The sequence below is a fragment of the Halorubrum gandharaense genome, from assembly GCF_054654575.1.
Window position 1 is genome coordinate 308,084 of sequence record NZ_BAAIET010000002.1, and the last position, 23,844, is coordinate 331,927.

Consider the following 23,844-nt stretch of genomic DNA (forward strand, 5'->3'; position numbering starts at 1 on the left):
CCCTCGCGCCGGTTTCACTCGGCGATCCGCTCGGCGACGCCCACCAGCGTCGCACCCGCCGTAATCGTTGACTCGCGAGCGATCGAGTAGACGACGCCGTCCCGGTCGGCCGTGGCGGTCTGGAGCGTCTCGTAGCTCGTCGGGTCGTACAGCTCGCCGAGCGTTTCGCCCGCCCGCACTTCGTCGCCGATCGCGAGCTCGGGGTCCGGTCGGAACAGTCCGGAGTCGTCGGCTTTCACCCGGCCAAGGTGGTTGCGTGCGAGCGTGCCGTCCCAGTCGTCGGGCGCCCCCGCCAGTACGCCTTCGTTCCTGAGCACGCCGAGCATGCCCGCGACGCCGGTCTCGACGGCGTCCTCGACGATCTCGCGGCTGTGTGCCAGCTCCGGGGTGATGGTGGGGATCCCCTCTCGGGTCGCGGCCACCCGGAACTTCCCGCCGAAGTTGCGCTCAGACCACTCCGTATCAGCGTCGTCGCCGGCGGCCTCGGCCAGTAGGAGGTCGGTGCCGAACGCCTCGGCGAGCGCGCGGCAGTCGGCGTCGCCGCGCATGAACACGGTGTGAGTGAGCATCGACGGCGACCCGGTGTGGAGGTCGACGACCGCGTCCGCCGCGCTCGCGAGCGACCAGAGTCGGTCGGCCATCCGCTCGTGGAGCGTCCCGTCGGGGTCGCCCGGCCAGCAGCGGTTCATGTTGGCGTTGACGGAATCGAGCGCCTCCGGCGTCGTGTACGAGACGTGGTCGAAGGTGAGTGGGTCGGCCACGGGCACCGCGACGAGCGTCCCGTCGAGCTCGCGGTCGCCCTCAACCAGCTCCGCATGCAGCCGGTGGAGCACCGCCGTGCCGTTCACCTCGCGGCCGTGCTGGGCCGCCTGCGCGTAGACGACGGGCCCGTCGCCGGCGGCGAGTTCGAGCCCTCCATCATCGCCCTCGGCGAGGTCACCCTCGCCGTAGACGTGGACGGTCGTGCGGATCGGGACGCCCGAGGGCAGCCGGGCCAGCGTCAGGTCGCGACTCGCATGCATGGCCGACTGTGCGGGCGTCCACCGCTTATAAGCGTGGGATCAGCGAACACTCCGCGTGACACCCCACCGTGGCGCGCCCGGCGAGCGCCCACCGGGCGCGAGCCGGAGCGCGAGGGAGGTCGGCGGCGGCCGCGGCGGTGCGGTCCCGCGGCCGCCGCCGACCGAGGCTGGGGAGGCGTGAGGTGCTGTGCGGTTGCGGGGTGGGACTCAAAGGGGCAGCCGGCGAGGACGAAGCACGGCGCAGCAAGCACTCAAAAGGCCGAGCGGTGCGGAGAGGCCTTTTGAGCGCGCAGCAAGCCGCGCGAGTCGTCGCCGGCTGGGGCTTTGAAGATGTTCGCCGTCACGCTCCCCGCACAAACCGCGTATAAGGTGCTGTCTGAGGCTTTGGAGATCGAGTGCTCTGCGTTCGCCGTCGCCTCACCACGGCAACCACTTAAGAAGGCCCGACTGAAACAGTGGCGGTCCGGTTCGCCACTGACCGCTCACCACCCCACGACCTGCTTATAAGGCGCTTGCAGGATCCTCAAAAGCGCTCGCCGCCGCACGCACCCAAACATCCGCCATCCCAACAACCACTTATCAGGGACTCGCCTACAGAGGGTGAATGCGGCTCTCCGACTACGACGTGCACCTGTTCGACCTCGACGGCACGCTCGTCGACGCCGAGTGGTCGTACACCCGCGAGGTGTTCGACGGGGTGGGCGACCGGATCGGCCGCGAGTTCACCGACCGGGAGGCGGAGGTGCTCTGTCACGGACTCGGCGGCGCGCGCACCGAGATCCTTCTTGAGTGGGGCGTCGACCCCGACGCCTTCTGGACTGCCTTCGACGAAGTCGAGGACCCGACGGCGCGCGCCGAGGCGACGTACCTCCACGACGACGCCGCCCGCGTGCTCGACCACCTCGACCACCTCGACGACGCCGACACGCCCACGGGACTGGTCACCCACTGTCAGCAGTTCCTCGCGGGGCCCGTCCTCGACCGGCTGGACCTCGCCGACCGGTTCGACACCGTCGTCTGCTGTACGGACGAGACCGGGTGGAAGCCCGACCCCGAACCGGTCGAACTCGCGATGCGACAACTCGGAGTGGACCCCGCCACCCACCGCGGCTACTACGCCGGCGACGGGGCGAGCGACGTGGGCGCGGCCTGGAACGCCGGGCTCGACGCAGTCCACGTCGAGCGCGTCGGCCACGAGCACCGTGGGCGGTGCGTGCTCGGTGATTGGCGAGTGCAGCGGCTCGACGAACTGGTTTAAAACGGAGCTACTGCTGTCCTCACTCCCGCTTTGTCTCCGCGAGCACGTCCTCGACGAGCGCGAGCGTGTCCTCGGCGGCGGCCACGCGCTCGTCGATCTCGCCGCTCTCCAGCAGCGCCAGCTCCGCGTCGTCGAGCGTGTCCCGCACCTCGGCAGCCCGGCGAAGGCGCTCGAAGTCGTCCTCGCGGGCGACCTCCCGAACCTCCCGCAGCGCGGCGACCGTCTCATCGTCGGCGATCCGGGCCGCAAGCGGGATCAGCTCCTTGACGACGTACGCCAGCTCGTCGCCCGGTTTGGGCGGCCACGACAGGGTGAACGGCTCGCCGTCGAGCCGCTCGATGTACGTCCGGTGGACGGCGACCGCCGTCCGGAGCGCGCCGGGGTCCTCGACGTAGTGTTCCAGCTTCGAGTTGGAGTAGTCGGCGTACTCCAGCAGGTCCGCGAGCGGCTCCTCGCCGGCGGCGTGCTCGTCGACGTACTCGCGGAGGTCCGTCGGCGGCACGTCCACGTCGACGAACGGCGTGCCGTCGGCACGGTCGAGGAAGTCGAACACGTCGCGGGCCGACGCCGTCTTGTAAAACGCGCGGAACGCCTCGCGGATACCCGCGTTGTACGTCTCCAGCGGCTCGCGCACCCGCGACACGTCGGCGTCGAGGTCGGCATCCGCCATCTCCGCGATCCGCCGGAGGTCCTCCAGGTGGGCTTCGAGCTCGTCGCGGGCGTCGCGGGCGTCCTTCCGGGCGCTCCGGAGGGCGTCCTCGGCCTCGTCGCGCGCCTGTAGCAGGTCGACGTACTCGCTCGCGGGCTCCAACGCCTCGCGGGCGGCGTCGAAGTCCGATTCCGAGAGGCGGCGCTTGCTCACCGCGTCGTCGGCGGCGGCGAACGCGTCAGCGGCGGGCGCGTCGTCGGGAACGTCGACGGCGTTCGAGATGGCGGCCTCGAACTGCACGTAGGAGCCGAAGTCCCCCGTTCCCACCGCGTCCTCCTCGTACTGTTTGAGCACGCGCATCGCCTGCCGGTAGGCGTCGGCGGTCGTCTCGACCCGGTCGCGGCCGAGGTCGGCGATCCGTGCCTCCAGCCGACGCAGCTCGTCGTAGCGCTCGCGGAGCTCGGCGGCGGCCTCGCCCGCCTCGCGGAGGGGGGTGTCGTCGACCACCTCAGTACACCTCGTCGGGATCGAACACGCGCTCGCCGACGTGCTCGCCGTCTATCGTTCGATGGAAACACGAGCGGTGGCCCGTGTGACAGGCGCCGCCCTCCTGGTCGACGAGGTACAGCAGCGTGTCGGCGTCACAGTCGACGCGGACCTCCTGAACGGCTTGCGTGTGGCCCGAGGTGCCCCCCTTGTGCCACAGCTCGTCGCGGGAGCGGGAGTAGTAGTGGGCCTCGCCCGTCTCGCGGGTCCGCTTGAGCGCCTCCGGGGAGACGTACGCGAGCATCAGCACCTCGCCGCTGTCGGCGTCCTGTGCGACGGCGGGAACGAGCCCGTTCTCGCCGAAGTCCACGTCGACGGCGTCCGGGTCGTCGGCACTCGTGTCGGCGCCGGCGTCGGCGTGGACTTCGGCCTCCTCGCCCGCGGGCTCCGCGTCGGCGTCGGTCATGTTCGGGAGATGGGTGGGGTCGCGAATAGTCCTTGTGTCTGTCCGGTCGCGACGGATGGCGTCGTTTTAGACGCCGGGGCGTCTGTCTCCGCCAATGCGAGCCTTCCGTGTCGCCTACGACGGGCGCGCGTTCGCCGGCTTCCAGCGCCAGCCCCACGCGAGGACCGTGGAGGGGACGCTCCTCCGGGCGCTGGCGAGCCACGATCTCCTCGACCACGGTGAGGGGCCGACCCACGAGACACCGCCGGGGTACGCGGCCGCCGGACGCACCGATGCCGGCGTCTCCGCGGTGAGCCAGACCGTCGCGTTCGAGGCGCCCGACTGGCTCACCCCGCGGGCGTTCAACGGCCACCTGCCCGCCACGGTCCGGGTGTGGGCGGCCGCGGACGTGCCCGAGGGGTTCCACGCCACCCACGACGCGACCCGCCGGACGTACCGCTACCACCTGTTCGCGCCGCCGGGCGGCGACGGCGTGCCGGAGCCGGGCGCGCCCGACGCCGCCCCGCCGCCGGTGGTCGACGACGACCGGTTCCGCGCGGCACTCGTGCGGCTCGCGGGCACGCACGACTACGCCAATCTCTCCCCGGACGACACAGGGACGGAGCGGACGGTTGCCGCGAGCGTGACTCGCGAGGGGGACTTCCTCGTCGTGGAGGTAACCGCGGACGGCTTCCCCCGCGAGTTCGTCCGCCGGTTCGTCACCGCCGCGCGCCGGGTTGGGACCGGCGCCGCCGACCTCGCGTTCCTCGACCGCCTGCTCGATCCCGAACCCGTTTCCGGCGGACTCGCCGTCGGGCCCGCACCGGCGACGCCGCTGGTGCTGTGGGACGTGTCCTACGACGGCGTCCCGTTCGACGTGGACCCGGCGGCGGCCGAGAGCGCGCGGGCGGCGTTCGCCGAGCGCCACCGCGACGCCCGTCATGCCGCGGCGGCGACCGCGGCGCTCCGTGACCGGGTTGGCGGGGAACTGGGGTCACAGGGAGCCGACGCGCCGACGGAAAACGGTCGCTGACCGGCGTCGACCGCCAACCGCCTCAATCGGCGGGCTGGTCGACCGGCCCCTCGGCCGGTGCGCTCGCCGTCTCTCCCGACGATTTGACTGACCGGACGCTGAGAAGCAGGGCGTTCTCCGAGGCGTCGACGGCGTCGACGATCCCCGACACGCGAAGCCCCGTGGAGGGGGTCGGCCCCACCGTCACCCGGTCACCCTCGGTGAACGCCCGGAGCGACCCGCGGAACTCCACCTTCGCACGGCAGCGGTCGGGATGGAGGACCGTTGCAAAGTCGATCCCCTCGACGTTGACGCCGTCGACCTGAGACCCCTCCCGCTCGACCGGGATCGTTGCAGGGTTGTCGAGACGGGCGACGTCGAGGGTCTCGTACGCCTTGCCGGTGGGCTTGTAGCCACCCTTCGGCCCCGGCACACCCTCAACCAGCTGGAGCGCGCGGAGACTCTGCATCTGGTTGCGGATCGTTCCCGGATTGCGGTCGATCTCCGCAGCGAGGTCCTTCCCGCGTACCGTGGGGTTCGGTGCATCGGCAGCCTCCGAAAGGTTGATCAACGCGCCGAGAATCCGACGTTGACTCTGGCTTAACTCGATCGTGGACATACTCTACTGTCGCGTGATTTTACCTGATAAATGTTGGGCTATAATGGCCTTATATACGCTAAAACACTGTCTTTTTGAACTATTTTGGATGTATGGTCAGTTAACGCCGGATTAATATACCGTTATCGTACGGATGGTTCGGGAATTCAGTCGTGAATTGGTGGTAGAGAACTTCTTTGGCTGTTAGCACATCACTTGAGCTCTCATCGGTGGTACAGGTGACCAAACATGTGGGTATTTCTGCATTCCTTATACTCTTGTCACACAGTCCTTATCCGTGGTCGAGTGCGAACAGCCGGTAATGACTGACACCCCTCTCACTTCCTCCACGAACGGGTCGGCAGGCCCGACGGACGCGGCGAACACGGGCACGCCGGCGGCTGGAGACCCCGTCGACGGGACGCCGTCGCTCGCGGATCCGGACGCGGAGCGGGAACGAATCGTCCGGTTCCTCGCTGACCGCGTTGACGAGGCCGGCGCGGACGGGCTCGTCGTCAACATGAGCGGCGGGCTCGACTCCACCGTGACGGCCGCGCTGGCCGCCGAGGCGGTCGGTCCCGACCGGGTGTACGCGCTGATCCTCCCGTGTAACAAGGTGGGCGAGCCACACGCCCGCGACGCGGAGGCGCTCGCCGAGGCGCTGGGCATCGAATTCGACACCGTCCACCTCCACCCGCTCGTGGGCGCGTTCGACGCCGCCGCCCCCGACCGCTTCGCCCTCCAGGAGGACCCGATGCTGTCCGGGAATCTCACTGCGCGCCTCCGGATGGCGATGGCGTACCTCGCGGCCAACGCGACGAACGCGCTCGTCGTCGGCACCACGAACCGGAGCGAGCGCCTGCTCGGCTACCTCACCAAACACGGCGACGGCGCCGCCGACTTCCTGCCGATCGGCCACCGCTACAAAAGCGAGGTTCGCGAACTCGCGGCCGCGCTGTCGGTGCCGGAGTTCGTCCGTGAAAAACCCCCGAGCGCCGGCTTCCTTCTCGGCCAGCGGGACGCCGACGACCTCGGCGCGCCGTACCCCGTCGTCGACGCGGTGTTACACCTTTCCGTCGACGAGGGGCTCGACGCCGCCGCCGTCGCCGAGCGCACCGGTGCCGACCGGGAGACCGTCGACCGGCTGCTCGAACGGTACGAGAACGGCGCGCACAAGCGGATGCAGCCGCCGATGCCGGACGCTGAGCACTGAGATCGGCGCCCCGCCGTAACCCTTTTCGCCTACTCCCAGCCGGCCGGCCACAGGTCTGCCGCGCGCATCCCCGTCTCGAAGTCGGCCTCGCGGAAGGCGTCCGCGAGCGCGTCCGCTTCGAGCCGCGGGAGCTCGCGGTCGGGGGCCGCCAACTCCGCGAGCAACAGCGCCGTCAACATTCCGTGTTCGCGGATGTTCCGGTCGTCCACCTTGTCACGGGTGTCCGCGTGGGTGTGGCCCCAGCCGCGCCCGCGCTCGCCGGAGTCGCTGTGGAGCTGGAGTGCGGGCACGCCCCGCCGGACGAACGGCCACTGGTCCGAGAACGGGTGCGGCTCCGCTTCGACTTGCACGGGGTGTCGGGTTGCCTCGGAGACCGCCTCGGCGACCGCCGCCGTCGCGCCCGACGCGTGTGCGAGCGCGACGAGGTCGCGGAACCGTCCTGCGCCGTCGACGTTGAGCACGCCTTTTACCGCGTCGAGGTCGGTCGTCTCCGCGAGGTGTTCGGCGCCGAGCAGCCCAACCTCCTCACAGCCGACGGCGACCACGTCCACGCCGAGGTCGAGGTCGGCCTCCGCGAGGACGCTCGCCGCCGTGACGACGGTCGCGATCCCGCAGCCGTTGTCGAGCGCGCCCTCCGCGATGTCGTGGCCGTCGTAGTGCGCGACCAGCAGAAGCCGCTCGTCGGTGTCCGGACCGAGTTTTCCGACGACGTTCCGGCTCTCGGCCGGGTGCGTCTCGGCGTCGACCGCGACCGACAGCGTGCCGGTCGGCCCCGCGGTGTTGGCGGCGTACTCGCGGAGCCACTCGCCGGTCTCCTTGGAGACGCCGACTGCGACCGCCTCGGCCTCCTCGCCGAACGTGAGCGACCCTGTGGGGGGTAACTGGCCGTCGAGGTGGTTGACGAACACGAAGCCGGCCGCGCCCTCGCCGATCGCGTAGCCGAACTTCTCCATCCGGTGGACGAACCGGGAGTTCGCCGGCGTCGTCGTGGAGGCGACGACGATCTTCCCCGCCACGTCCTCCGCGTCGACCTCCTCGGGAGTCCCGTACCCCACGTCGACGAACTCCGCTTCGACCTCGCCCGCCGGCGAGTACGGCAGCGCGAGCGCCTCGAACCGGCGTGTGGCGTCCACGTCGTCGCGCCCCGGCGTCGTCAGGTGGAGGTCGGTCGACCCGCGCTCCCACGCCGTCATCTCGAAGACGTCCTCGTGGACGTCGCGAACGCCCGCGCGCTCGAAGGCGTCGGCGACGATGCCTGCGGCCTGGCGCTCGCCGGTGCTGCCACCCATCCGGCTCCCAAGCGCCGTCAGATCCGTGATGAACGTCCACGGGTCGTCGTCGGTCCACGTCGCGCCGAGCGCCGGCGCCAGCTCCTCGGCACGCTCCTGGACGCGCTCGATGTCCGCCTCGGTCGCCGTTTCGTCGGTCATAGTCGGGAATCCGCCGGCGACGGCTTAAGGGTGTGGAACCCGGTGACATGGGGTGTCCGGGAAGCGCTACGTTCAAGTGCCGGCGTCGGATACGAACGGCTGCACGCACCGTTGGTCCAGTGGTAGGACATTAGCTTCCCAAGCTAATAGCCCGGGTTCAATTCCCGGACGGTGCATTTCTGCGGCGAGCAATACCGCGAGCCGCAGGAATCAGCAGGAGAATTGAACCCTGGAAGTCGCAGCCCGGACCGGCCGAGCGTCGTGAGGTGCGACCGAAGGGAGCACCTCAATACGCGAGCGGCGAAGCCGCGAGCAGCGAGGCCGCATGCCCGGACCGTCTTCCTCCGGTTCAATTCCCGGACGGTGCATTCCTCCGTCGTACCCCGGTCGTCGTCGCGCTCGCCGGCGCTCGCGAGACTTCAGGACGTGTCGTTCTCATCCCGGCGGCTCTGTTGGAATCTTATTCTTCAAACACAAAATAGTGTGAAAAATCTAGTCGATGAGACTCGCTTGTTGCGCGATATCGGGAGTAGGTGTATCACGGAGTCTGGTGAGGTATTTATAAGTGGGACGTTGGTGGAGTTGTGGTTCGTTTATAAGGGGTGTTTGACCGGTGAGTTGCTGGTGGTGCACTGGTGACGACCGCCTGCAAAGCCCCAGTCGGCTCCGGTCGAGGGGCTCGCTGCGCGCTCAAAAGGCCTCTCGGCACCGCCCGGCCTTTTGAGTGCTTGCGTCGCCCGTCTTCCCGGAGCCGACTGCCCCTTTGAGTCCACCCCGCACCGCTCCGCAACCGCACCTCACACCTCCCCAGCCTCGTCGTCGCCTGCGGCGACGACTCCCTCGCGCGCCGGCGAGCACCCGCTGGGCGCTCGCCGGGCGCGCCACCGCACCGCATCTCGTTTATAAGGAGACCACTACTGACACTCTCGACGGTTTATATACTCTATCGCCGGCGTCGATCTGATACACTCACTCCCGAGGTCGATCAACAACAGATTCTCTCAATCGCCTGTACTAACGGCACCCGAGCCAGAATTTGCCACCTTCTGAGGATTTCAACACCTATGAAAGCCTGCTAGCGCAACAAACCACGTCTGCGATACTATATTTTTCGCCGGGATCGCCCCGATCTTGTCCACGGAGAGAAAACCGCAAGCAGTCATGGGGGTTGCTCAGGAACCAACCGGCAGGCGGTCAGAACGTGAAGGCGTTAGCTGTAGCTCACGCCCGCTGCGACCCGCCGATGAGGGCCGCCGACTCGGCGGCCCTCAGGCACTCACCTCTGGTGGATCGTACACCTCCTCACGCTCCAGCATGTGGAAGATCGATACGAGCAGTTTCCGCGCTGTTGCGACGATCGCTATCTGATGGTTCTTCCGCTGTTTCAATCGAGCGTAGAAGCGTCCAAGATACGGATCATTACACCGATGAACCGCTGTTTGGACGCATTGGACAAGGATCCAGCGTAAGTCTCCACTCCCACGTTTCGAGATCGACCCTTCAGTCCGCGAGTCGCCTGACTCGCGGACGACCGGATCTAATCCTGCGTAGCTCACCACCTGTTTCGCCTCGTCGAACCGGTCGATCTCACCGATCTCGGAGGTGATCAGCAACGACGAGTAGAAACTCACGCCGGGAATCGTCATCAACAGCTGCGTCTCCTCCAGAGACGCAGCGGTCTCTTCGATCATTTCTTCGAGTTCCTCAATCTGTGCCGTGAGCTCGTCGATGATCGAGAGGAACGACTCCATCAGCTGATCGCCGACTACACCGAGCGAGAAATCCTCGCCGGCGAGGATTTCTCGCCCGTTCACGCTGAACGGATCCCAGTCGTAGGTGATCCCGTGTTTGTCGAGAACAGCGTGGACTTCGTTTTTGAAATCCGTCCGCTTCTCGACTAAGCGCTTCCGGCCGCGCAGGAGTGCGCGGCGCTCCCGGAGCTCTTCGGGCGGAACGTAACTCTCAGCGATCATGCCAGCTCGGCGAAGTTGCGCGAGCAACTTCGCGTCGAGCCGGTCGTTTTTCACCTCAGCATAGCCGATCGCCTTGGTTTGTGCGGGATCTGCGACAACCACGTCGAGATGCTCGTTGAGGGTGTCGTAGACCGTGTAGTAGTTGCTGGTTGCTTCGATCGCAGCTTTGGCTCCAGCGTATTCTTCGGCGACTTCGTCGAGATTCGCGTTTGGGACGCGAATCTCTTCGACGACCTCGGCATCGTCGTCCAAAACAGCGACGTGCGACTCATCTTTATGAAGGTCGATTCCGAGGTAGTACATGGTTCCTCTGGAGTGGGAAGTGCGTGAAGGGAGCCACACCTATTCGGGCTCGCCGCCCGGGTGCCGTCGGCATCCGGGCGGCCTCCCATGATAGTGCGTCCTTGGCAGGTAGGCCAATCAGAGCCACGCGTTCTATGACGCTGTTGAATCATCGGCCTTTGACCACCCCAGTACCTCTTCACGCACGCTGGGGACTTAGCAGGCTTTCATCCCATCAGAGCCATCCCGGCCATTTCGCATGGGAGAGACGGTTCCGACTCGGTCGCCGCTCCGGTTAGTCGTGGGAGACTGCGGCGGGAAGCGTAAACGAGAACGTCGTCCCCTCGCCGGGTTCGGACTCGATCCAGATGTCACCACCGTGTCGCTCGACGATCCGCTGACAGAGCGCGAGCCCGATTCCCGTTCCCGAGTATTCCTCTTGAGTGTGCAGCCGATTGAACACCTCGAAGATGCGGTCCTGATGTTCGGGGTCGATGCCGATCCCCTCGTCACGGACTGAGACGACGACCTCGTCGCCCTGTTGCTCGGCCGTCACCTCGATTCGTGGCGGCTCCTCGCCGCTGTACGTGATGGCGTTGTCTAGCAGGTTCTGGAACACCTGGCGGAGCTGGCTGGCGTCGCCTTCGACGACCGGAAGCGGATCGACGGCGACCTCGGCGTCGGTCGCGTCGATCTGCATCCGGAGATCGTCGAGAACGTCCTCCAGTACGGTGTCGAGGTCGGTTGGTGACAGTGGGTCTCCCTGCTGTTCCACCCGGGAATACTCCAAGAGCCCCTCGATCATCTCCTTCATGCGCTCGGCGCCGTCGACCGCGAAGTCGATGAACTCCTCGGCGTCGTCGTCGAGCGCGTCGCTGTACCGTTGTTCCAGCAACGAGAGGTAGCTGGAGACCATCCGCAGCGGCTCCTGGAGGTCGTGTGACACCGCGTAGGCGAACTGTTCGAGCCGCTCGTTCGACGCCTCAAGCTCCTGCTGGTACTGGTCGCGTTCGAGCTCGTAGCTCAGCCACTGGCCGAGCAGCTCGACGAACGTGACCTCCCAGTCGGAGAACGCCTCGGTCCGGGCGGACATGTCGTAAAAGCAGAACGTCCCGTACACTTCGTCGTCGACAGTGACCGGCGTTCCGAGGTAACACGAGATCCCCCACTCCGCGTTGCCGGCGCGATCGGCCAGCTCCGGTGCATCGTTCTCGACGTCGGCGAGCACGAGCGTCCGTCGGGTCCGGACGACGCGCTCACAGTTGGTCGCATCGAGGGGGACTGAGTCCCCAGCCTCCAAGTCGGCGTCCGCGGGACCAGCGATCGCCTCGAACACGTACTCGTTGGTCCGCTCGTCGGCCCACGACAGGGTCGCATAGTCGGTGCCGATCGTCGAGCGAACTTGTTCAAGCAGGGCCTCGACCTTCTCGTCGAACGGACGGTCCGGGTCCGCGATGATCTCGTACGCCTCGTGCAGTGCCCGCTCGCGGCTCCGAAGCTGCTCCTGGCGGTCCACGCGCTCCGTGACATCCCGGAAATACACCGACACGCCGGTCTTCGACGGGTAGACGGTTGCCTCCACCCAGAAATCCAGCGGTTCGTAGTAGAGGTCGAAGCTCCGTGGATCCTGGGTTTGCATCGCGGTCTGGAACGCCTCCCAAACGTCCTCCGTCTCGGCGGCTTCAGGGTACTGCGTCCAGATCGTCTCGCCGATCAACTCCGCTTCTGACGCCTGCAGCAATTCCTCGGCGCGGTCGTTCACGTGGGTGAACCGGTACTCCTCGTCGAGCGCGAAGAACGCGTCAGTCACTCGTCCGAACACCTCCTCGAGTTCGGTCTCCAGCTCGCGCTGCTCGGTGATGTCCTCGAACGCGAAGACGACCTGCTTCAGGTCGCCGTGCTCGTCCCACTGCGGGGCACCGTTGACCGAGACCCACACCCGTTCACCGGATGGCCACCGGAGCCCGACGACTTGGTCGTACACCGGTTCCTCCTCCGCGAGCACGCGGTCGAACGGTGCCTCTTCCGGTCCGAGCGGCTCCCCTTCCTCGTCGACGAGGTCCCAGCGGGGGTCGTCGTGGGCGAACGCGTTGAGAGCTTCCTGTGTCCGCCCGTAAATCTCCTCGGCGTGCTCGTTGGCGAATACCACCTCACCGTCGGCATCAACGATGGTGATTCCAACGGGGCTGGTCTCGAGTATCCCTTGTACGAGCTCCGGCTCAGCCCAGAGGGCCCCCTCGCCTGAGTCGGGCATACGAACGCAGTCGGGATGAACTCGGATAAACTCCCCGCCAACGACGAGTACGTTGTTCACAGTGAACGGATTTCGAGCCATTCACCCCCGCGAAAACGGCGTTAACCGTCTTCCCGAACGCGCCTCGAGATCCGCGTCGCTCGAAACTCGGCACTCAGCGGCGGTCAGTCCACGTAGCCGAACGCTCGGCCGTCGATCTCGGCTTCGACGAACTCGTGGCCCCGCTTCGTGAGCCGGTAGAATCCGGCGCTCGCGGTGAGCTCGCGGACGAGGTCGCGCTCGGCGAGCGTCTCCAGCGCTCCCTCGACGGCGGCGAGCCCGTGGGTCGCCTCGGTGAGCTCGGCGAGGTTCACGGCGAGTCCCTCGGGGGAGACCGCGATCCCGGACTGGTAGAGCAGCCGGAGGACGGCGTCGGTCGTCTCCGTGCGGTCCAGTTCGGCGAAGTCGTCCGTCTCGTCGGCGTCGCTCATGCGGGTGGCGACGGCCGGCGGTCGGAAAACGCGTGTGGCCGGCACGGGACGGAGGCCGTCGGGCTCCCCTACGAGCTGGCTCACCCGCTTACGCCGCTCCCGGCCCGGGAAAGCACTTACCGGCCAAGCAAGTACAACCGTCCATGCAAAGACGTGCCCTCCTCGCCGTCACCGCGGCCGGCGCGTTCCCCACACTGGCCGGCTGTCTGGACGGGGTTCCCGGGGCCGGCGACGGCGGCGACGGCGACGGCGGCAACGGCGACGACCACGCCGTCGACGAGGACCGGATCGAGTCGTGTGCGCTGACGGTCGTCGAGCCCGACGTTGAGGCGGACCGGGAGGATCCGGCCGTCGAGCGCGTCGGATCGCCGAGTGCAGCGGTGGTCGAGACGACCCCCCACGAGGATCGTGTCGTCTACACCGTGGAGGTTCGCTGGAGCGTCGACGAGTCGGACCGCCGGGTCGTCACCGTCGAGCCCGCCGCCGACCCGGAGCCGCCGGACGACGCCACAACCACCGAGGACGAGGCGTTCGCGGATGCGCCCCTGCTTCAGGAGACGATCTTCGAGGCGGTCGACACCGGCGAGAGCGTTCGGTTCGACGAGTTCAATGACGGCTACGACGACGCGATGGCGGCGCTGGCCGACGTGTTCGGCCGGGAGCCGGACGACGACCCGCTGGTGATCGACCACGACGGAACCGCGGTCGCGATCACCGCCAGGATGGAGCCCGGCCTCCACGCCGACAAGGGCCGAGACCTGGAGCTGTTCGCCGTCGACGGGACGGTGTATCAGGCGGTGGACCAGCCGGCTGGGGAGGCGCCGGTCGACGATGGGACGCCGATCGACTGCTGAACGAGTTGACTCTTGGCTACCGCAGCCCCGGAACTCGCTCCAGCAGCTCGTCGGTCGCCCCGTCGTCGTACCGGAGCGGGCGGCGCCACCACGGGCCCTTTCCGGAGTCCGCCGAGAGGTCGGTGACGAGCCGGTTCGCGTCCGCGCCGGCGTCGGGCGTCGAAAGTGGGAGAACACGCTCGAAGAGTCCTGAAGCGTTGGGGTCCCCCCGCACGACAACCCGAGCGTCGACGGGCCCCCGTTTCAGGTGCGCGTTGGTGGGAACGAGGTCGGCGGCGGTCGCCTCGCTCGGGTCGTTCACCACCGTCTCGACGCGCATCGCGGCGAACAGGTACGCCCCCCAGTCGGGTGCGAGGTCGTCGTTGACCGCGGCTCCCGTCTCGCCTGTTTCGCTCGTTTCTCGGAGCCAGTCGCCGCCGCGCTCGTCGGCGCCGTCGTCCCCCACGACCTCGGTGCCGGGCCCGCGCCAGTCGGCAGGCCGGAGCGTTAGGGTGGCGTAAAACAGCAGCCAGTCGCCCCGTTCGAGGTCGCCGATCGGCCCGGCCTTGATCGGCGCGTGGTCGCCGTACGTGGGGGCACTGCGGCCGTGGACGCCCGGAAACTCGGGGTCCTGATGGACCGGCACGTCACGGAGCTTCGTGGGGAGTTCAAACGGGAGCTCGCAGTCGGCGTACGTCGGAACGGGATCGGCGACCGGGAACGCGCTCGGCGGGCGCGTCGGCTCGCGCTCGGGGATCGGGACGTACGCGAAGGTGCCGTCGGGGTACACCGGGCCGCGAAAGCCCGGGTCGTTGGTGTTGGCGGCGACGTTGACGGCGACGGCACGGGCCATGCGGAGACGCTGCTACTCGGCACCCGGCGGCGTGAGGTCCCGCTGGAACTCGTCGAACACGTCGAGGTCGTCGGGGAGCTCGTAGTCAATCTCGCGCTCCTCCTGCCGGTTGATGAGGCGACCGTCCTCCAGCTCCTCGGCGTCCTCCTCCCAGCCGGGTTTTACGCGGACGCTCCGGGCGGGCGTGCCGACCACGACGTGGTGGGCCGGCACGTCGCCCTGCACGACGGCGCGCGCGCCGACGACGCTGTTCTCGCCGACTCGGCAGCCGGCACGCACCATCGCGTCGTAGGTGACGCGGGCGTCGTTCTCGATGGTGGTGTGGTAGTTGCGGACCTCCGTCTGGTCCACGAGGTCGTGGTCGTGGCTGTAGATGTGGACGCCGTCGGAGATGGAGGCGCGGTCGCCGATGGTGAGCTTGCCCCTATCATCGAGGTGGACGTCGTCGTGGACCACGACGTTGTCACCGACTTCGATGTTGTGGCCGTAGGTGACGGAGATCCCCTTGAAGAATCGGCAGTTCTCCCCGCACTCCGCGAACAGGTGGTTGCCGAGCATGTTCCGGAAGCGGAGCGCGAACTCCACGTTGTCGGCCATCGGCGTCGCGTCGAACTGCCGCCAGAGCCACTGGAGGTGTTTCGAGCGCTGGAACCGGTCTTCGTCCTTCTCGGCGTAGTACTCCGACTCCAGCGTGGCGTTACAGGGGTCGTACCCCTGCAGGCGGACGCGCTCGGCTTTCGACACCGACTCGCCGGCTTGCCACGCCTCCCACGCCTCGCGGTCGCCGTGCAGGTCAACCAGAACGTCGCGAACGACGTCGCAGGTGTCCTCGTCCGAGGAAAGGCGTTCGTCCACCTCGTCGATGAAGCCTCGGACCCCGGCCTCGGCGGCGTCGGGCAGGGACACGTGTCGCTTTGTCATCGTGCCGCCTTCGACGGCGACCCTCAAAGGGGTTCGGTTGTGCGACGTTCGCGTCAGGGCGCGTCCCCCGTATCCGGTCCCTCGCCGGCGGCGGGGTCGGCGTCGATCATCCTGTCGCGGTCGGGAATGAGGCCCGCCGCGCTCCCGATGACGGTGAGTACGAAGAGGAACAGCACCGTGAAGGCGGGGCCAACGGGCCCGTACTGGAGCGTGACTGCGGCGAGCGCGGCGGCGGCGATCACCGCGAGCAGGAAGGCGATGGCGTCGAGCGCGTCGTGGAGGGACTCGTCCATGTCGGGCGCACTCGCGCGGTACCCTTATAATCCCGGTCAGCCGGGCTGGGTCCTCCGGCGTTCGCCCCCGTTTTCATGACGCGGGATCAACCGCACCCGCTAAGTGCCCGGATCGCCAACTGGCGACCATGCACTACCGCGAACTCGGAAACTCCGGCGTCGAGGTGTCGGAGGTCGGCTTCGGCGCGTGGGTCGTCGGCACGAACTGGTGGGGCGACCGGTCCGAGGACCAGGCCGTCGGCATGGTCGAGGACGCGCTCGACCGCGGCGTGACCTACATCGACACCGGCGACGTGTACGGCCACGGCGACAGCGAGGAGATCGTCGGGAAGGCGATCGCCGGCCGCCGCGACGAGGTGACGCTCGCGACGAAGATCGGCTACGACTTCTACGACAACCCGCAGGCGGGCCACGGTGAACTCCCCAAGGAGCTGAATCGCGAGTACCTCGAAGACGCCTTCCAGCAGTCGCTCGACCGGCTCGATACCGACCACGTCGACCTGCTCCAGCTCCACAACGCCAACGTCGACGAGGTGACCCCCGAGGTCCGCGACCTCCTGCGCGAGTGGAAGGCCGACGGGCGCGTGAAGGCGCTCGGCTGGGCGCTCGGTCCCTCCATCGGCTGGCTCGCGGAGGGCGACGCCGCCGTCGAGTTCGAGGAGTTCGACGCGGTCCAGACGGTCTTCAACCTCTTCGAGCAGGAGCCCGGCCGCCACTTCATCGACACGATCCGCGAGACGGGCTCGGACACCTCCGTCATCGCCCGAGTCCCGCACTCCTCCGGCCTGCTCAACGAGCAGGTGACGCCCGATACCGTGCTGGAGGACGGCGACCACCGCTCGCACCGCCCGCAGCAGTGGTACGAGACGGGGTGGGAGAAGGTGGAGGCGATCCGCTTCCTGGAGAACCCCGACCACGCGGACGGCACGCGCACGCTGGCGCAGGCCGCGATCCAGTGGCTGCTGTACCACGACGAGGTCGCCTCCGTCACGCCGACGTTCCGCACGAGCGAGGACGTGGCGAACTGGGCGGCCGCCAGCGACGTGCCGCCGCTGTCGGACGACGAGTACGAGCGGTTAGAGGAGCTGTACGCCGCCAACTTCGAGATCGACGGCGACGACGGGATGGACGCGCTGCGCACCTCCGTCGACGGCGAGGACATCGAGGCCGCCGGCCTCGACAAGCGCGCGGCGTCGTACTGAACGGCGAACGCGAAACGGACGGCCCGGTGGTCGGACCGGCGCTCCGCGGCACGCCCCTCTTAAGTCAGCGACCGAGAACCAGCCGCCTTCCAACCCGCTTTCTTCACGTCGAAACCCGACGACTGCGAGCCGGTCGTCTCCTCGTCGTTCACTTTCGCTCCGGTTACAGTTCGCCCGGTCGTCGTTGGTGCCGTGCGCTCGCCGGCCTCACTCCGGGCGCCGTCGCTCGCGGCTGTAGAAGTGGTGGCTCGGGTGAAAGTCCTCGTCACAAGGGGCTCGGAGGGGGTAACACGTCGTCACGGCCACCACGATTGACAGTATCCCGCTGACACTTAAAAAGTGACCGTGATGCGTCGTTCCGGTCGCGGTCGTCAGCCGCGACAACGCCGGTGTGCTCGGCGGTTTCGGCCGGCGGCCTCGAGGTCCCCGCCGTCTACCTCGTCAAGGAGGTCGACGCCGAGCGCTGTCGCTCGGTGGTGTGAGGAGAGCCCGGCCCGCTACGGTGACCAAAATGCTGTGTCTGCGATTTGACGCGCAAGGTGACCACAACGCAATCACCGGCGGCACCGGGCTCCGTTTCAGTCATCTCTCCGATTTGTAAAACAGCACCGGTGAGAACTACCTGCAGTCAGGCTAGCAGGCACGTGTGAAACACGAATGGGAGGCGTACGACTCTAGATGGACGTTAGCTCATCGATGAACTCGAAGCCATCCCAAAACAGAACTCGACCCTTGAATCCATTCGATGAGAGCGCAGAAACAGCGCCTTCTCCAGCGTCAATGTCCGTCGTGACAATGCAGGCGAACTGCTTTTTCTCGTCGTTCAGTATTTCCGCTGTGACGCCAGCAAGAGCAGTATCGGCTTTCTCAATTTGATCCTCATTGCGCTGAGATGACCGAGCAATGTACGTCCGCACGTCGTCCATCACACGGGCAAGGATAGGGTTGGTGTAATCGAGTTCATCGGCAACCGTCACCCAGCCGGCTTCGATCGCGCTATTGATCGGCGTCCGACCCGGTGTGCTGCGTTCAGGAGCACCACCCAGCTCGTTGTAGACACGTTGTGGAATGACGAACGTGACATCATTCTCACGCGCAAACCGTTCGAGCTGGATGTACTTGTCATTCTGCTGGCGACCGCAGGCGATGAACAGGCCCGTATCTGCGACCCATGCAACCGACTCACCGAAGGGATCGAACGGCTCGCCCATCCGTTCAGATCACGCTTCCTGCTCCGGCGACTCCTCACGAGCATTCCGAATTTCGCCGAAATGAGGATCGACCGTCCGCATTTCGAGAACGACCTCTCGGAGTGCATGGAGCACGGCGACCGCGAAGGCGGGTTGGAGGTCGAGTTCACGAGCAGCAACTCGCTCGGACATGTTACCGTCGGCGTACGGGATCGCATAGGTGAGCGAAGCTGCGAGCTTCCCCAGCCCGTGTCGCTCGAGAAGAAGGTCGAGGTCTTGATCGCGCGGCGCCCGCCCGAACGCCTCGATTAACGTTGCTGTCACAGTGTACTCGTCGCCGTCGAGCTCAACGCGAAGCAAGACCGGGACGGCAGCGTACGTATGCGTCTTCTTCGTTTCATCCCGAGTGAGAACGCCGAGCTCAACGAGATCTGTCGCATCCGAGTGTGCCGTCGTCCGTGGCAGGTCCAACGCGTCGACGATGTCGTCGATCGTGACAGTGTCCTCCCGAAGGACGAAGGTATAGAGCCGGGCAAGCCGAGGCTCTTCCAGCAGCTGGGCCACTGATAGAAGCCCGTTAATCGCTCGTTCCGAGCCGTTCACGGCTTTCGACATACAATTCATAATTTGCGTATTATGTAATACGGATTGGGGATAGGAGACCCTCATGGAAAAGTCCCGCGCGACTGGTTCGGCGCGCTTCCGCTGAGCGACCCCGTTTATCTCTCCTCGTTCGACACCGGATGCACCCGCCACTACCGGCGGGGTTTTTGTCCGGCGGGCCGGAGGTTTCGATATGGAGCTGTTCGCCGTCCCCGACCTGCCGGAGATCCGGGAGGGGGACGACCTCGCCGCGATGGTCGACGAGCGCGTCGACCTCCGCGAGGACGACGTGGTTTGCGTCGCCAGCACCGTCGTCTCGAAGGCCGAAGGGCGCCTGTTCGAGCTCGACGACTTCCCGGCGAGCCCGCGGGCGCGGGAGATCGCTGACCACCTCGCGGACATTGCCGGCGAGGAGAAGGACCCGCGCTTCGCGCAGGCCGTCATCGAGGAGTCGACGGAGCTGATCATGGAGGCACCGTTCCTCCTGACGGCGACCCGGTTCGGCCACGTCGGCGTCAACGCGGGCATCGACCGCTCGAACGTGGCGGACGGCGACCTGCTGCTGTTACCGAAGCGCCCCGACGGGAGCGCCGCGCGCATTCGCGAGGGGCTGTCCGCCGACCGCGTCGTCGTCACCGACACCTGCGGGCGCCCGTTCCGTCACGGCCAGCGCGGCGTCGCCCTCGGCTGGGCCGGGATGCCCGCCGCCCGTGACTGGCGCGGCGAACACGACCGCGATGGGCGCGAGCTCGGCGTCACCGTCCAGAACGTCGTCGACGAGCTGGCGAGCGCCGCCAACCTCGTGGCGGGCGAGGGCGACGGCGGGACCCCCGTCGTCGTCGTCCGCGACTGGGCGTTCGGCGACCACGAGGGCTCCGACGCCCACTTCCGCGAGGTCGACGGCGACTTCGTGCGCCAGGCGCTCCGCGAGTGGCGCTTCGAGGACTGACCGGACACTGACCACACAACACCCATGCTCGGCATCGAACTCACCCCCGAACACGACCTGCATCGCCTCGTCGACCTCGGCGTCCGCGCCGAGGCAGCCGGCTACGACGCCGTCTACTCGACGTGCCACTACAACAACCGCGACCCGTGGGCGTTTCTCTCGCGGCTCGCCGCCGAGACCGACGAGGTGCGGCTCGGCCCCGGCGTCGCCAACCCGTTCGAGACCCACCCCGTCACGCTGGCCTCGAAGCTCGCGACCCTCGACGAGGCGTCGGAGGGACGCGCAGTCTTCGGGATCGGCCCCGGCGACCCCTCCACGCTCCGGAACCTCGGGCTGGAGGACGAGCGCGGACTCCGCCCCGTCCTGGAGGCGTTCAAGACCGCCCAGCAGCTGTGGGCCGGCGAGCGCGTCGACCACGACGGCACCTTCGCGGCGACCGACGCCGGGCTCAACTACGAGCCCCCACAGGGCGCGGACCTTCCAGTCCACGTCGGCGGCGAGGGCCCCCACATGTGTCGGATGGCCGCCAAACACGCCGACGGCCTGCTGTACAACGGCTCACACCCGGCGGACCTGGCGTGGGCCCGCGAGCAGGTCGACGACGGACTCGGAGACCGACCCGACCATCGCGGCGACTTCGACCTGATCGCCTACGCCGCCGTGAGCATCGACGAGGACGGCGAGGCCGCCCGCGAAGCGGCACGGCCTCCGGTTGCGTTCATCGCGGCGGGCGCGGCCCCACCCGTTCTGCATCGCCACGGGATCGACCCCGACGCCGCCGCGACGATCGGCGAACACGTCTCCGCCGGCGAGTTTTCCGCCGCGTTCGAGCGGGTGACGCCCGAGATGATCGAGGCGTTCTGTATGGCCGGGACGCCGAACGAGGTGCGAGCGCGGGCGGACGCCGTCGCGGAGCACGCCGACGGGCTCGTCGTCGGGTCGCCGCTCGGCCCCGATCTGGAGGCGAGCGTGGAGCTGGCCGCCGAGGCCGTCGGCGACGCGTTCTGATCCGCGGGGTGTACGACAGCGTTACTGACTGCCTCGGGGACCGGCGGCCTCCCGTCCACCCCATACGGTGTCTTGGCGAGCGATATCGGGGGTGAGTGTTGCAGATCGCCGCCGGCGATGGAGTATATAAATAGTTGAGAGCGGTGGCAACGGGATCTTTATAAACCGGTGTGCGGTGCGGTGGCGCGCCCGGCGAGCGCCCGGCGGGCGCTCGCCGGCGCGCGAGGGAGTCGTCGCCTCCGGCGACGACGAGGTTGGGGAGGCGTGAGGTGCTGTGCGGAGCGGTTCGGGGTGGGACTCAAAGGGGCATCCGGCTCCGGGACGACGGGCGACGCAAGCACTCAAAAGGCCGGGCGGTGCTGAGAGGCCTTTTGAGCGCGCAGCGAGCCCCTCGACCGGAGCCGGCTGGGGCTTTGGAGGTGTTTGTCGTCGTCCTGTTCACTCAAACAGCTACTTATAAACCCATCACAATCCCACCAACGCCCCGCTTATAAAAGCCACATCCACTCACCTGACACACCTACTCCCGATATTGCTCGGCACTCCTCACGAAAAACGTGCGGAAAAGCCGGCTCTGTGCGGGGCCGGACGGACGGCGCACCTCCCCTACTCGACGCGGCCGCGACCGCCGAGCGAGGGGAGTGTAACGCCGAGTTCGTCGAACACGGCGCCGAGCGCGGCGTAGCCGAACACGAGCACGGCGAGCCCGATGATCGCCTGTCCCGCGACGAAGATGGCCGTCGAGACCGGGTCGACGCCCAATAACACGTCGTGCACGAAGATGGAGATCAGGCGCTCGACGTCCAACACCAGCCGTACCACGAAATCCAGCAGCGCGAACATGGCCGGACGTTTGCGGGCGGGGTACTTGTGTGTTGAGGGTTGCCGTCCGTCGTCGTCCGCCGATCGGCGTTCGCGGAACCGAACGCCTTACACACGGCCGACGACAATCACGGTGCAATGAGTACCCTGCTGTGGGTCCTGACGGGGATCCTCGCGTACACCGCCGTCGCGATGTGGCTCCGGAACCGCGGCGTCCTTCCGGACTCCGTCTCGATATCCGGGCCGCTCGCCACGGTTCACACGCTCCGGGGACGGGCGTTTCTCGCCCGGCTCGCCGGACCGAAGCGGTTCTGGCGTGCGGTCGCCAACCTCGGGCTCGGCGGCGCGCTCGTCGCCATGGTCGGCTCGTTCCTGCTGATCGTCACCTCCGGACTCTCGGCGCTCGCCGCTCCCCAGCCCTCCGCGGTCCAGCAGCCACAGAACTTCCTCATCATCCCGGGCGTCAACGAGTTCCTCCCGCTGGAGGTCGCCCTCGAGATCGTGATCGGTCTCGGGATCGCGATGGTCGTCCACGAGGGCGCCCACGGCCTGCTGTGTTACGTCGAGGACATCGAGGTGGAGTCGATGGGACTCGTCTTCTTCGCGATGCTCCCGGTCGGCGCGTTCGTCGAACCCGACGAGGAGGCGACCCAGGAGGCCTCTCGCGGCGCGCGCTCCCGGATGTTCGCCGCCGGCGTCACCGCCAACACGCTCCTGACGATCGTCGTCTTCGCGCTGTTGTTCGGTCCCGTCGTCGGCGCGATGTCGGTCGCCCCCGGCTTCGCCGTCGGCGAAGTGTACCCCGGCTCGCCGGCCGCGGACGCCGACATCACCGACGGCGACCGGATCATCGAGGTCGCCGGCGACCCCGTCGCGGACGCCGAGGCGTTCGAGGCCGCGATCCACGACGCCGACGCCGACGTGACCGTCACGGTCGACGACGGTGATGCCGAGCGCCAGACGGACGTGGCCCGCGAACTGCAAGTGGTCGGCTCCGCGGGCAACAACCCGCTCGGGATCTCGATAGAGCCCGGCGGCACCGCCATCGACGTGGAGTCCGTCGACGGCGAGCCGGTCCGGACGGAACGCGAGTTCTTCGAGGCGGTCGGCGACGCCGAGCGCGCCACGGTCGACACTGACGCCACGGACCCGACCGAGGTCCCGATCGGCGCGTACATCGTCGGCATTCAGGAGGACGGCCCCATCGACGAGGCCGGTGCACCGCTCGAAGAGCCGATGACGATCGTCGCCATCGACGGCGACCGCATCCGTGACGACGACGATCTCGCGGAGGTGCTCACGCAGCGTGAGGCGGGCGAAACCGTCGAGGTGGCCGCCTACACCGTCGACGACGAGCGAACCACCTACGACGTGGAGCTCGACGCCCACCCCAACCGCGAGGGCGGCTACGTCGGGGTCAACATCTTCCCCGGCACGTCGGGCATCGCGCTCGACGACTTCGGCGTCGACGAGTACCCGGCCGGCGCGTACCTCTCGCTGCTCGGCGGCGACGGCGGCGAGGGCTCGCTCGACGGCGTCGGACTCGGCCAGCTGACGGACTCCCCGCTCGGACTCGTCTTCGTCACGCTGATCCTTCCGCTCGGGAGCCTGTTCGGGCTACCGTACAACTTCGCGGGCTTCACCGGCGACATCACCAACTTCTACGTGCTCGACGGAAGTCTCGCACTCCTCGGTGGGGGTGCGTTCATTCTGGCGAACCTCCTCTTTTGGACCGGGTGGATCAACATCCAGCTCGCGCTGTTCAACTGTCTGCCGGCGTTCCCGCTCGACGGCGGGCGCATCCTGCGGATGGTTGCGGAGGCGGTCGCCAGCCGGCTCCCGCTCGACAACCGTCACGCGGCCGTCCGGACCGTCACCGTCTCCTCCGGGCTGATCATGCTGTTCGGGCTGATCGTGATGATCTTCGGCAACCAGATCATGGCGGCGCTCGGGTTGGTCTGACGGACTGACGGTGGGTGGTTCTCAGTCGGTCGATTCCGAGGCCGCCGGCGCGTCTTCGCCGTCGAGGCCGTCGGAGGGGTCCCAGTGGCCGCCGCTGATCCGTGATCTCCCCGAGG

22 protein-coding genes and 1 tRNA gene are annotated in these 23,844 nt (G+C 67.6%); 9 read left to right on the forward strand and 14 right to left on the reverse strand.

From position 1 onward, the window contains the following. Positions 1–14: 14 nt before the first annotated feature. Positions 15–1,022, reverse strand: coding sequence for a succinylglutamate desuccinylase/aspartoacylase family protein (locus ACYQ07_RS10530; protein WP_459881141.1), 1,008 nt, complete (start codon positions 1,020–1,022; stop codon positions 15–17). A gap of 604 nt (positions 1,023–1,626) precedes the next feature. On the opposite strand from ACYQ07_RS10530, the gene ACYQ07_RS10535 reads away from it, so the two are divergent. Then, a complete protein-coding gene (locus ACYQ07_RS10535; RefSeq protein ID WP_459881145.1) occupies positions 1,627–2,280 on the forward strand; it encodes an HAD family hydrolase in 654 nt (217 codons plus the stop codon). Between the two features lie 19 nt (positions 2,281–2,299). Here the strand turns inward: ACYQ07_RS10535 and ACYQ07_RS10540 are convergent, their stop codons facing one another. Next, positions 2,300–3,436, reverse strand: a complete 1,137-nt coding sequence (locus tag ACYQ07_RS10540; protein ID WP_459881148.1) for a DUF7118 family protein — start codon at positions 3,434–3,436, stop codon at positions 2,300–2,302. A gap of 1 nt (position 3,437) precedes the next feature. Continuing rightward, positions 3,438–3,881 carry a phosphoribosyl-AMP cyclohydrolase gene (gene hisI / locus ACYQ07_RS10545; RefSeq protein ID WP_459881151.1) on the reverse strand — a complete coding sequence of 148 codons (444 nt, stop codon included), beginning with the start codon at positions 3,879–3,881 and terminating at the stop codon, positions 3,438–3,440. 94 nt (positions 3,882–3,975) lie between these two features. Between hisI and truA the strand changes: the two genes are divergently transcribed. Beyond that, positions 3,976–4,893 carry a tRNA pseudouridine(38-40) synthase TruA gene (truA, locus tag ACYQ07_RS10550; protein ID WP_459881154.1) on the forward strand — a complete coding sequence of 306 codons (918 nt, stop codon included), beginning with the start codon at positions 3,976–3,978 and terminating at the stop codon, positions 4,891–4,893. A gap of 22 nt (positions 4,894–4,915) precedes the next feature. Here the strand turns inward: truA and ACYQ07_RS10555 are convergent, their stop codons facing one another. Continuing rightward, positions 4,916–5,491, reverse strand: a complete 576-nt coding sequence (locus ACYQ07_RS10555) for a TrmB family transcriptional regulator (RefSeq protein ID WP_459881157.1) — start codon at positions 5,489–5,491, stop codon at positions 4,916–4,918. A gap of 301 nt (positions 5,492–5,792) precedes the next feature. On the opposite strand from ACYQ07_RS10555, the gene ACYQ07_RS10560 reads away from it, so the two are divergent. Beyond that, the gene (locus tag ACYQ07_RS10560; protein ID WP_459881160.1) at positions 5,793–6,683 is read left to right on the forward strand and encodes an NAD+ synthase; all 891 of its coding nucleotides are present in this window, start codon (positions 5,793–5,795) and stop codon (positions 6,681–6,683) included. 29 nt (positions 6,684–6,712) lie between these two features. Here the strand turns inward: ACYQ07_RS10560 and ACYQ07_RS10565 are convergent, their stop codons facing one another. Then, entirely contained in the window at positions 6,713–8,113 is a 1,401-nt protein-coding gene (locus tag ACYQ07_RS10565; protein ID WP_459881163.1) for a M28 family peptidase, read from the reverse strand. A gap of 105 nt (positions 8,114–8,218) precedes the next feature. Here ACYQ07_RS10565 and ACYQ07_RS10570 point away from each other — a divergent pair. After that, positions 8,219–8,289, forward strand: a tRNA-Gly gene (locus ACYQ07_RS10570). A gap of 1,092 nt (positions 8,290–9,381) precedes the next feature. Here ACYQ07_RS10570 and ACYQ07_RS10575 read toward each other — a convergent pair. From ACYQ07_RS10575 to ACYQ07_RS10585, 3 genes are all read right to left on the reverse strand, one after another. Beyond that, positions 9,382–10,389: an IS110 family RNA-guided transposase gene (locus ACYQ07_RS10575; RefSeq protein WP_459881166.1), complete on the reverse strand. Its 1,008-nt coding sequence runs from the start codon at positions 10,387–10,389 to the stop codon at positions 9,382–9,384. A 274-nt stretch (positions 10,390–10,663) separates the two neighbouring features. Beyond that, positions 10,664–12,622 (reverse strand): PAS domain-containing sensor histidine kinase, encoded by a 1,959-nt coding sequence (locus ACYQ07_RS10580; protein WP_459881169.1) that lies wholly within the window; start codon positions 12,620–12,622, stop codon positions 10,664–10,666. Positions 12,623–12,786: 164 nt separating this feature from the next. Continuing rightward, positions 12,787–13,092, reverse strand: coding sequence for a hypothetical protein (locus ACYQ07_RS10585; RefSeq protein WP_459881172.1), 306 nt, complete (start codon positions 13,090–13,092; stop codon positions 12,787–12,789). A 143-nt stretch (positions 13,093–13,235) separates the two neighbouring features. On the opposite strand from ACYQ07_RS10585, the gene ACYQ07_RS10590 reads away from it, so the two are divergent. Next, on the forward strand, positions 13,236–13,946 hold the full coding sequence (locus tag ACYQ07_RS10590) for a hypothetical protein (protein WP_459881175.1): 711 nt from the start codon (positions 13,236–13,238) through the stop codon (positions 13,944–13,946). A 16-nt stretch (positions 13,947–13,962) separates the two neighbouring features. Here ACYQ07_RS10590 and ACYQ07_RS10595 read toward each other — a convergent pair whose 3' ends face one another. Genes ACYQ07_RS10595 through ACYQ07_RS10605 form a run of 3 tightly spaced genes read right to left on the reverse strand, consistent with a single transcriptional unit; the run spans position 13,963 to position 15,992 of the window. Then, a complete protein-coding gene (locus ACYQ07_RS10595; RefSeq protein WP_459881178.1) occupies positions 13,963–14,778 on the reverse strand; it encodes an Nmad3 family putative nucleotide modification protein in 816 nt (271 codons plus the stop codon). A gap of 12 nt (positions 14,779–14,790) precedes the next feature. Beyond that, positions 14,791–15,699, reverse strand: coding sequence for an acyltransferase (locus ACYQ07_RS10600; protein WP_459881181.1), 909 nt, complete (start codon positions 15,697–15,699; stop codon positions 14,791–14,793). 53 nt (positions 15,700–15,752) lie between these two features. After that, positions 15,753–15,992 carry a hypothetical protein gene (locus ACYQ07_RS10605; protein WP_459881184.1) on the reverse strand — a complete coding sequence of 80 codons (240 nt, stop codon included), beginning with the start codon at positions 15,990–15,992 and terminating at the stop codon, positions 15,753–15,755. Positions 15,993–16,120: 128 nt separating this feature from the next. On the opposite strand from ACYQ07_RS10605, the gene ACYQ07_RS10610 reads away from it, so the two are divergent. Further along, positions 16,121–17,194, forward strand: coding sequence for an aldo/keto reductase (locus ACYQ07_RS10610; protein ID WP_459881187.1), 1,074 nt, complete (start codon positions 16,121–16,123; stop codon positions 17,192–17,194). A gap of 674 nt (positions 17,195–17,868) precedes the next feature. On the opposite strand, the gene ACYQ07_RS10615 is transcribed toward ACYQ07_RS10610, so the two are convergent. Both ACYQ07_RS10615 and ACYQ07_RS10620 read right to left on the reverse strand, forming a co-directional pair. Further along, a complete protein-coding gene (locus tag ACYQ07_RS10615; RefSeq protein ID WP_459881190.1) occupies positions 17,869–18,405 on the reverse strand; it encodes a PIN domain-containing protein in 537 nt (178 codons plus the stop codon). A gap of 9 nt (positions 18,406–18,414) precedes the next feature. Next, positions 18,415–18,999 carry a DUF7437 domain-containing protein gene (locus tag ACYQ07_RS10620; protein WP_459881193.1) on the reverse strand — a complete coding sequence of 195 codons (585 nt, stop codon included), beginning with the start codon at positions 18,997–18,999 and terminating at the stop codon, positions 18,415–18,417. A 181-nt stretch (positions 19,000–19,180) separates the two neighbouring features. Between ACYQ07_RS10620 and ACYQ07_RS10625 the strand changes: the two genes are divergently transcribed. Together ACYQ07_RS10625 and ACYQ07_RS10630 are read left to right on the forward strand one after the other, a co-directional pair. Further along, positions 19,181–19,936, forward strand: a complete 756-nt coding sequence (locus ACYQ07_RS10625; RefSeq protein WP_459881196.1) for a coenzyme F420-0:L-glutamate ligase — start codon at positions 19,181–19,183, stop codon at positions 19,934–19,936. 24 nt (positions 19,937–19,960) lie between these two features. Beyond that, positions 19,961–20,944 (forward strand): 5,10-methylenetetrahydromethanopterin reductase, encoded by a 984-nt coding sequence (locus ACYQ07_RS10630; RefSeq protein ID WP_459881199.1) that lies wholly within the window; start codon positions 19,961–19,963, stop codon positions 20,942–20,944. 606 nt (positions 20,945–21,550) lie between these two features. On the opposite strand, the gene ACYQ07_RS10635 is transcribed toward ACYQ07_RS10630, so the two are convergent. Beyond that, on the reverse strand, positions 21,551–21,787 hold the full coding sequence (locus ACYQ07_RS10635; protein ID WP_459881202.1) for a DUF8024 family protein: 237 nt from the start codon (positions 21,785–21,787) through the stop codon (positions 21,551–21,553). Between the two features lie 117 nt (positions 21,788–21,904). Between ACYQ07_RS10635 and ACYQ07_RS10640 the strand changes: the two genes are divergently transcribed. Next, positions 21,905–23,728 (forward strand): site-2 protease family protein, encoded by a 1,824-nt coding sequence (locus tag ACYQ07_RS10640; RefSeq protein WP_459881205.1) that lies wholly within the window; start codon positions 21,905–21,907, stop codon positions 23,726–23,728. Positions 23,729–23,844 lie beyond the last annotated feature (116 nt).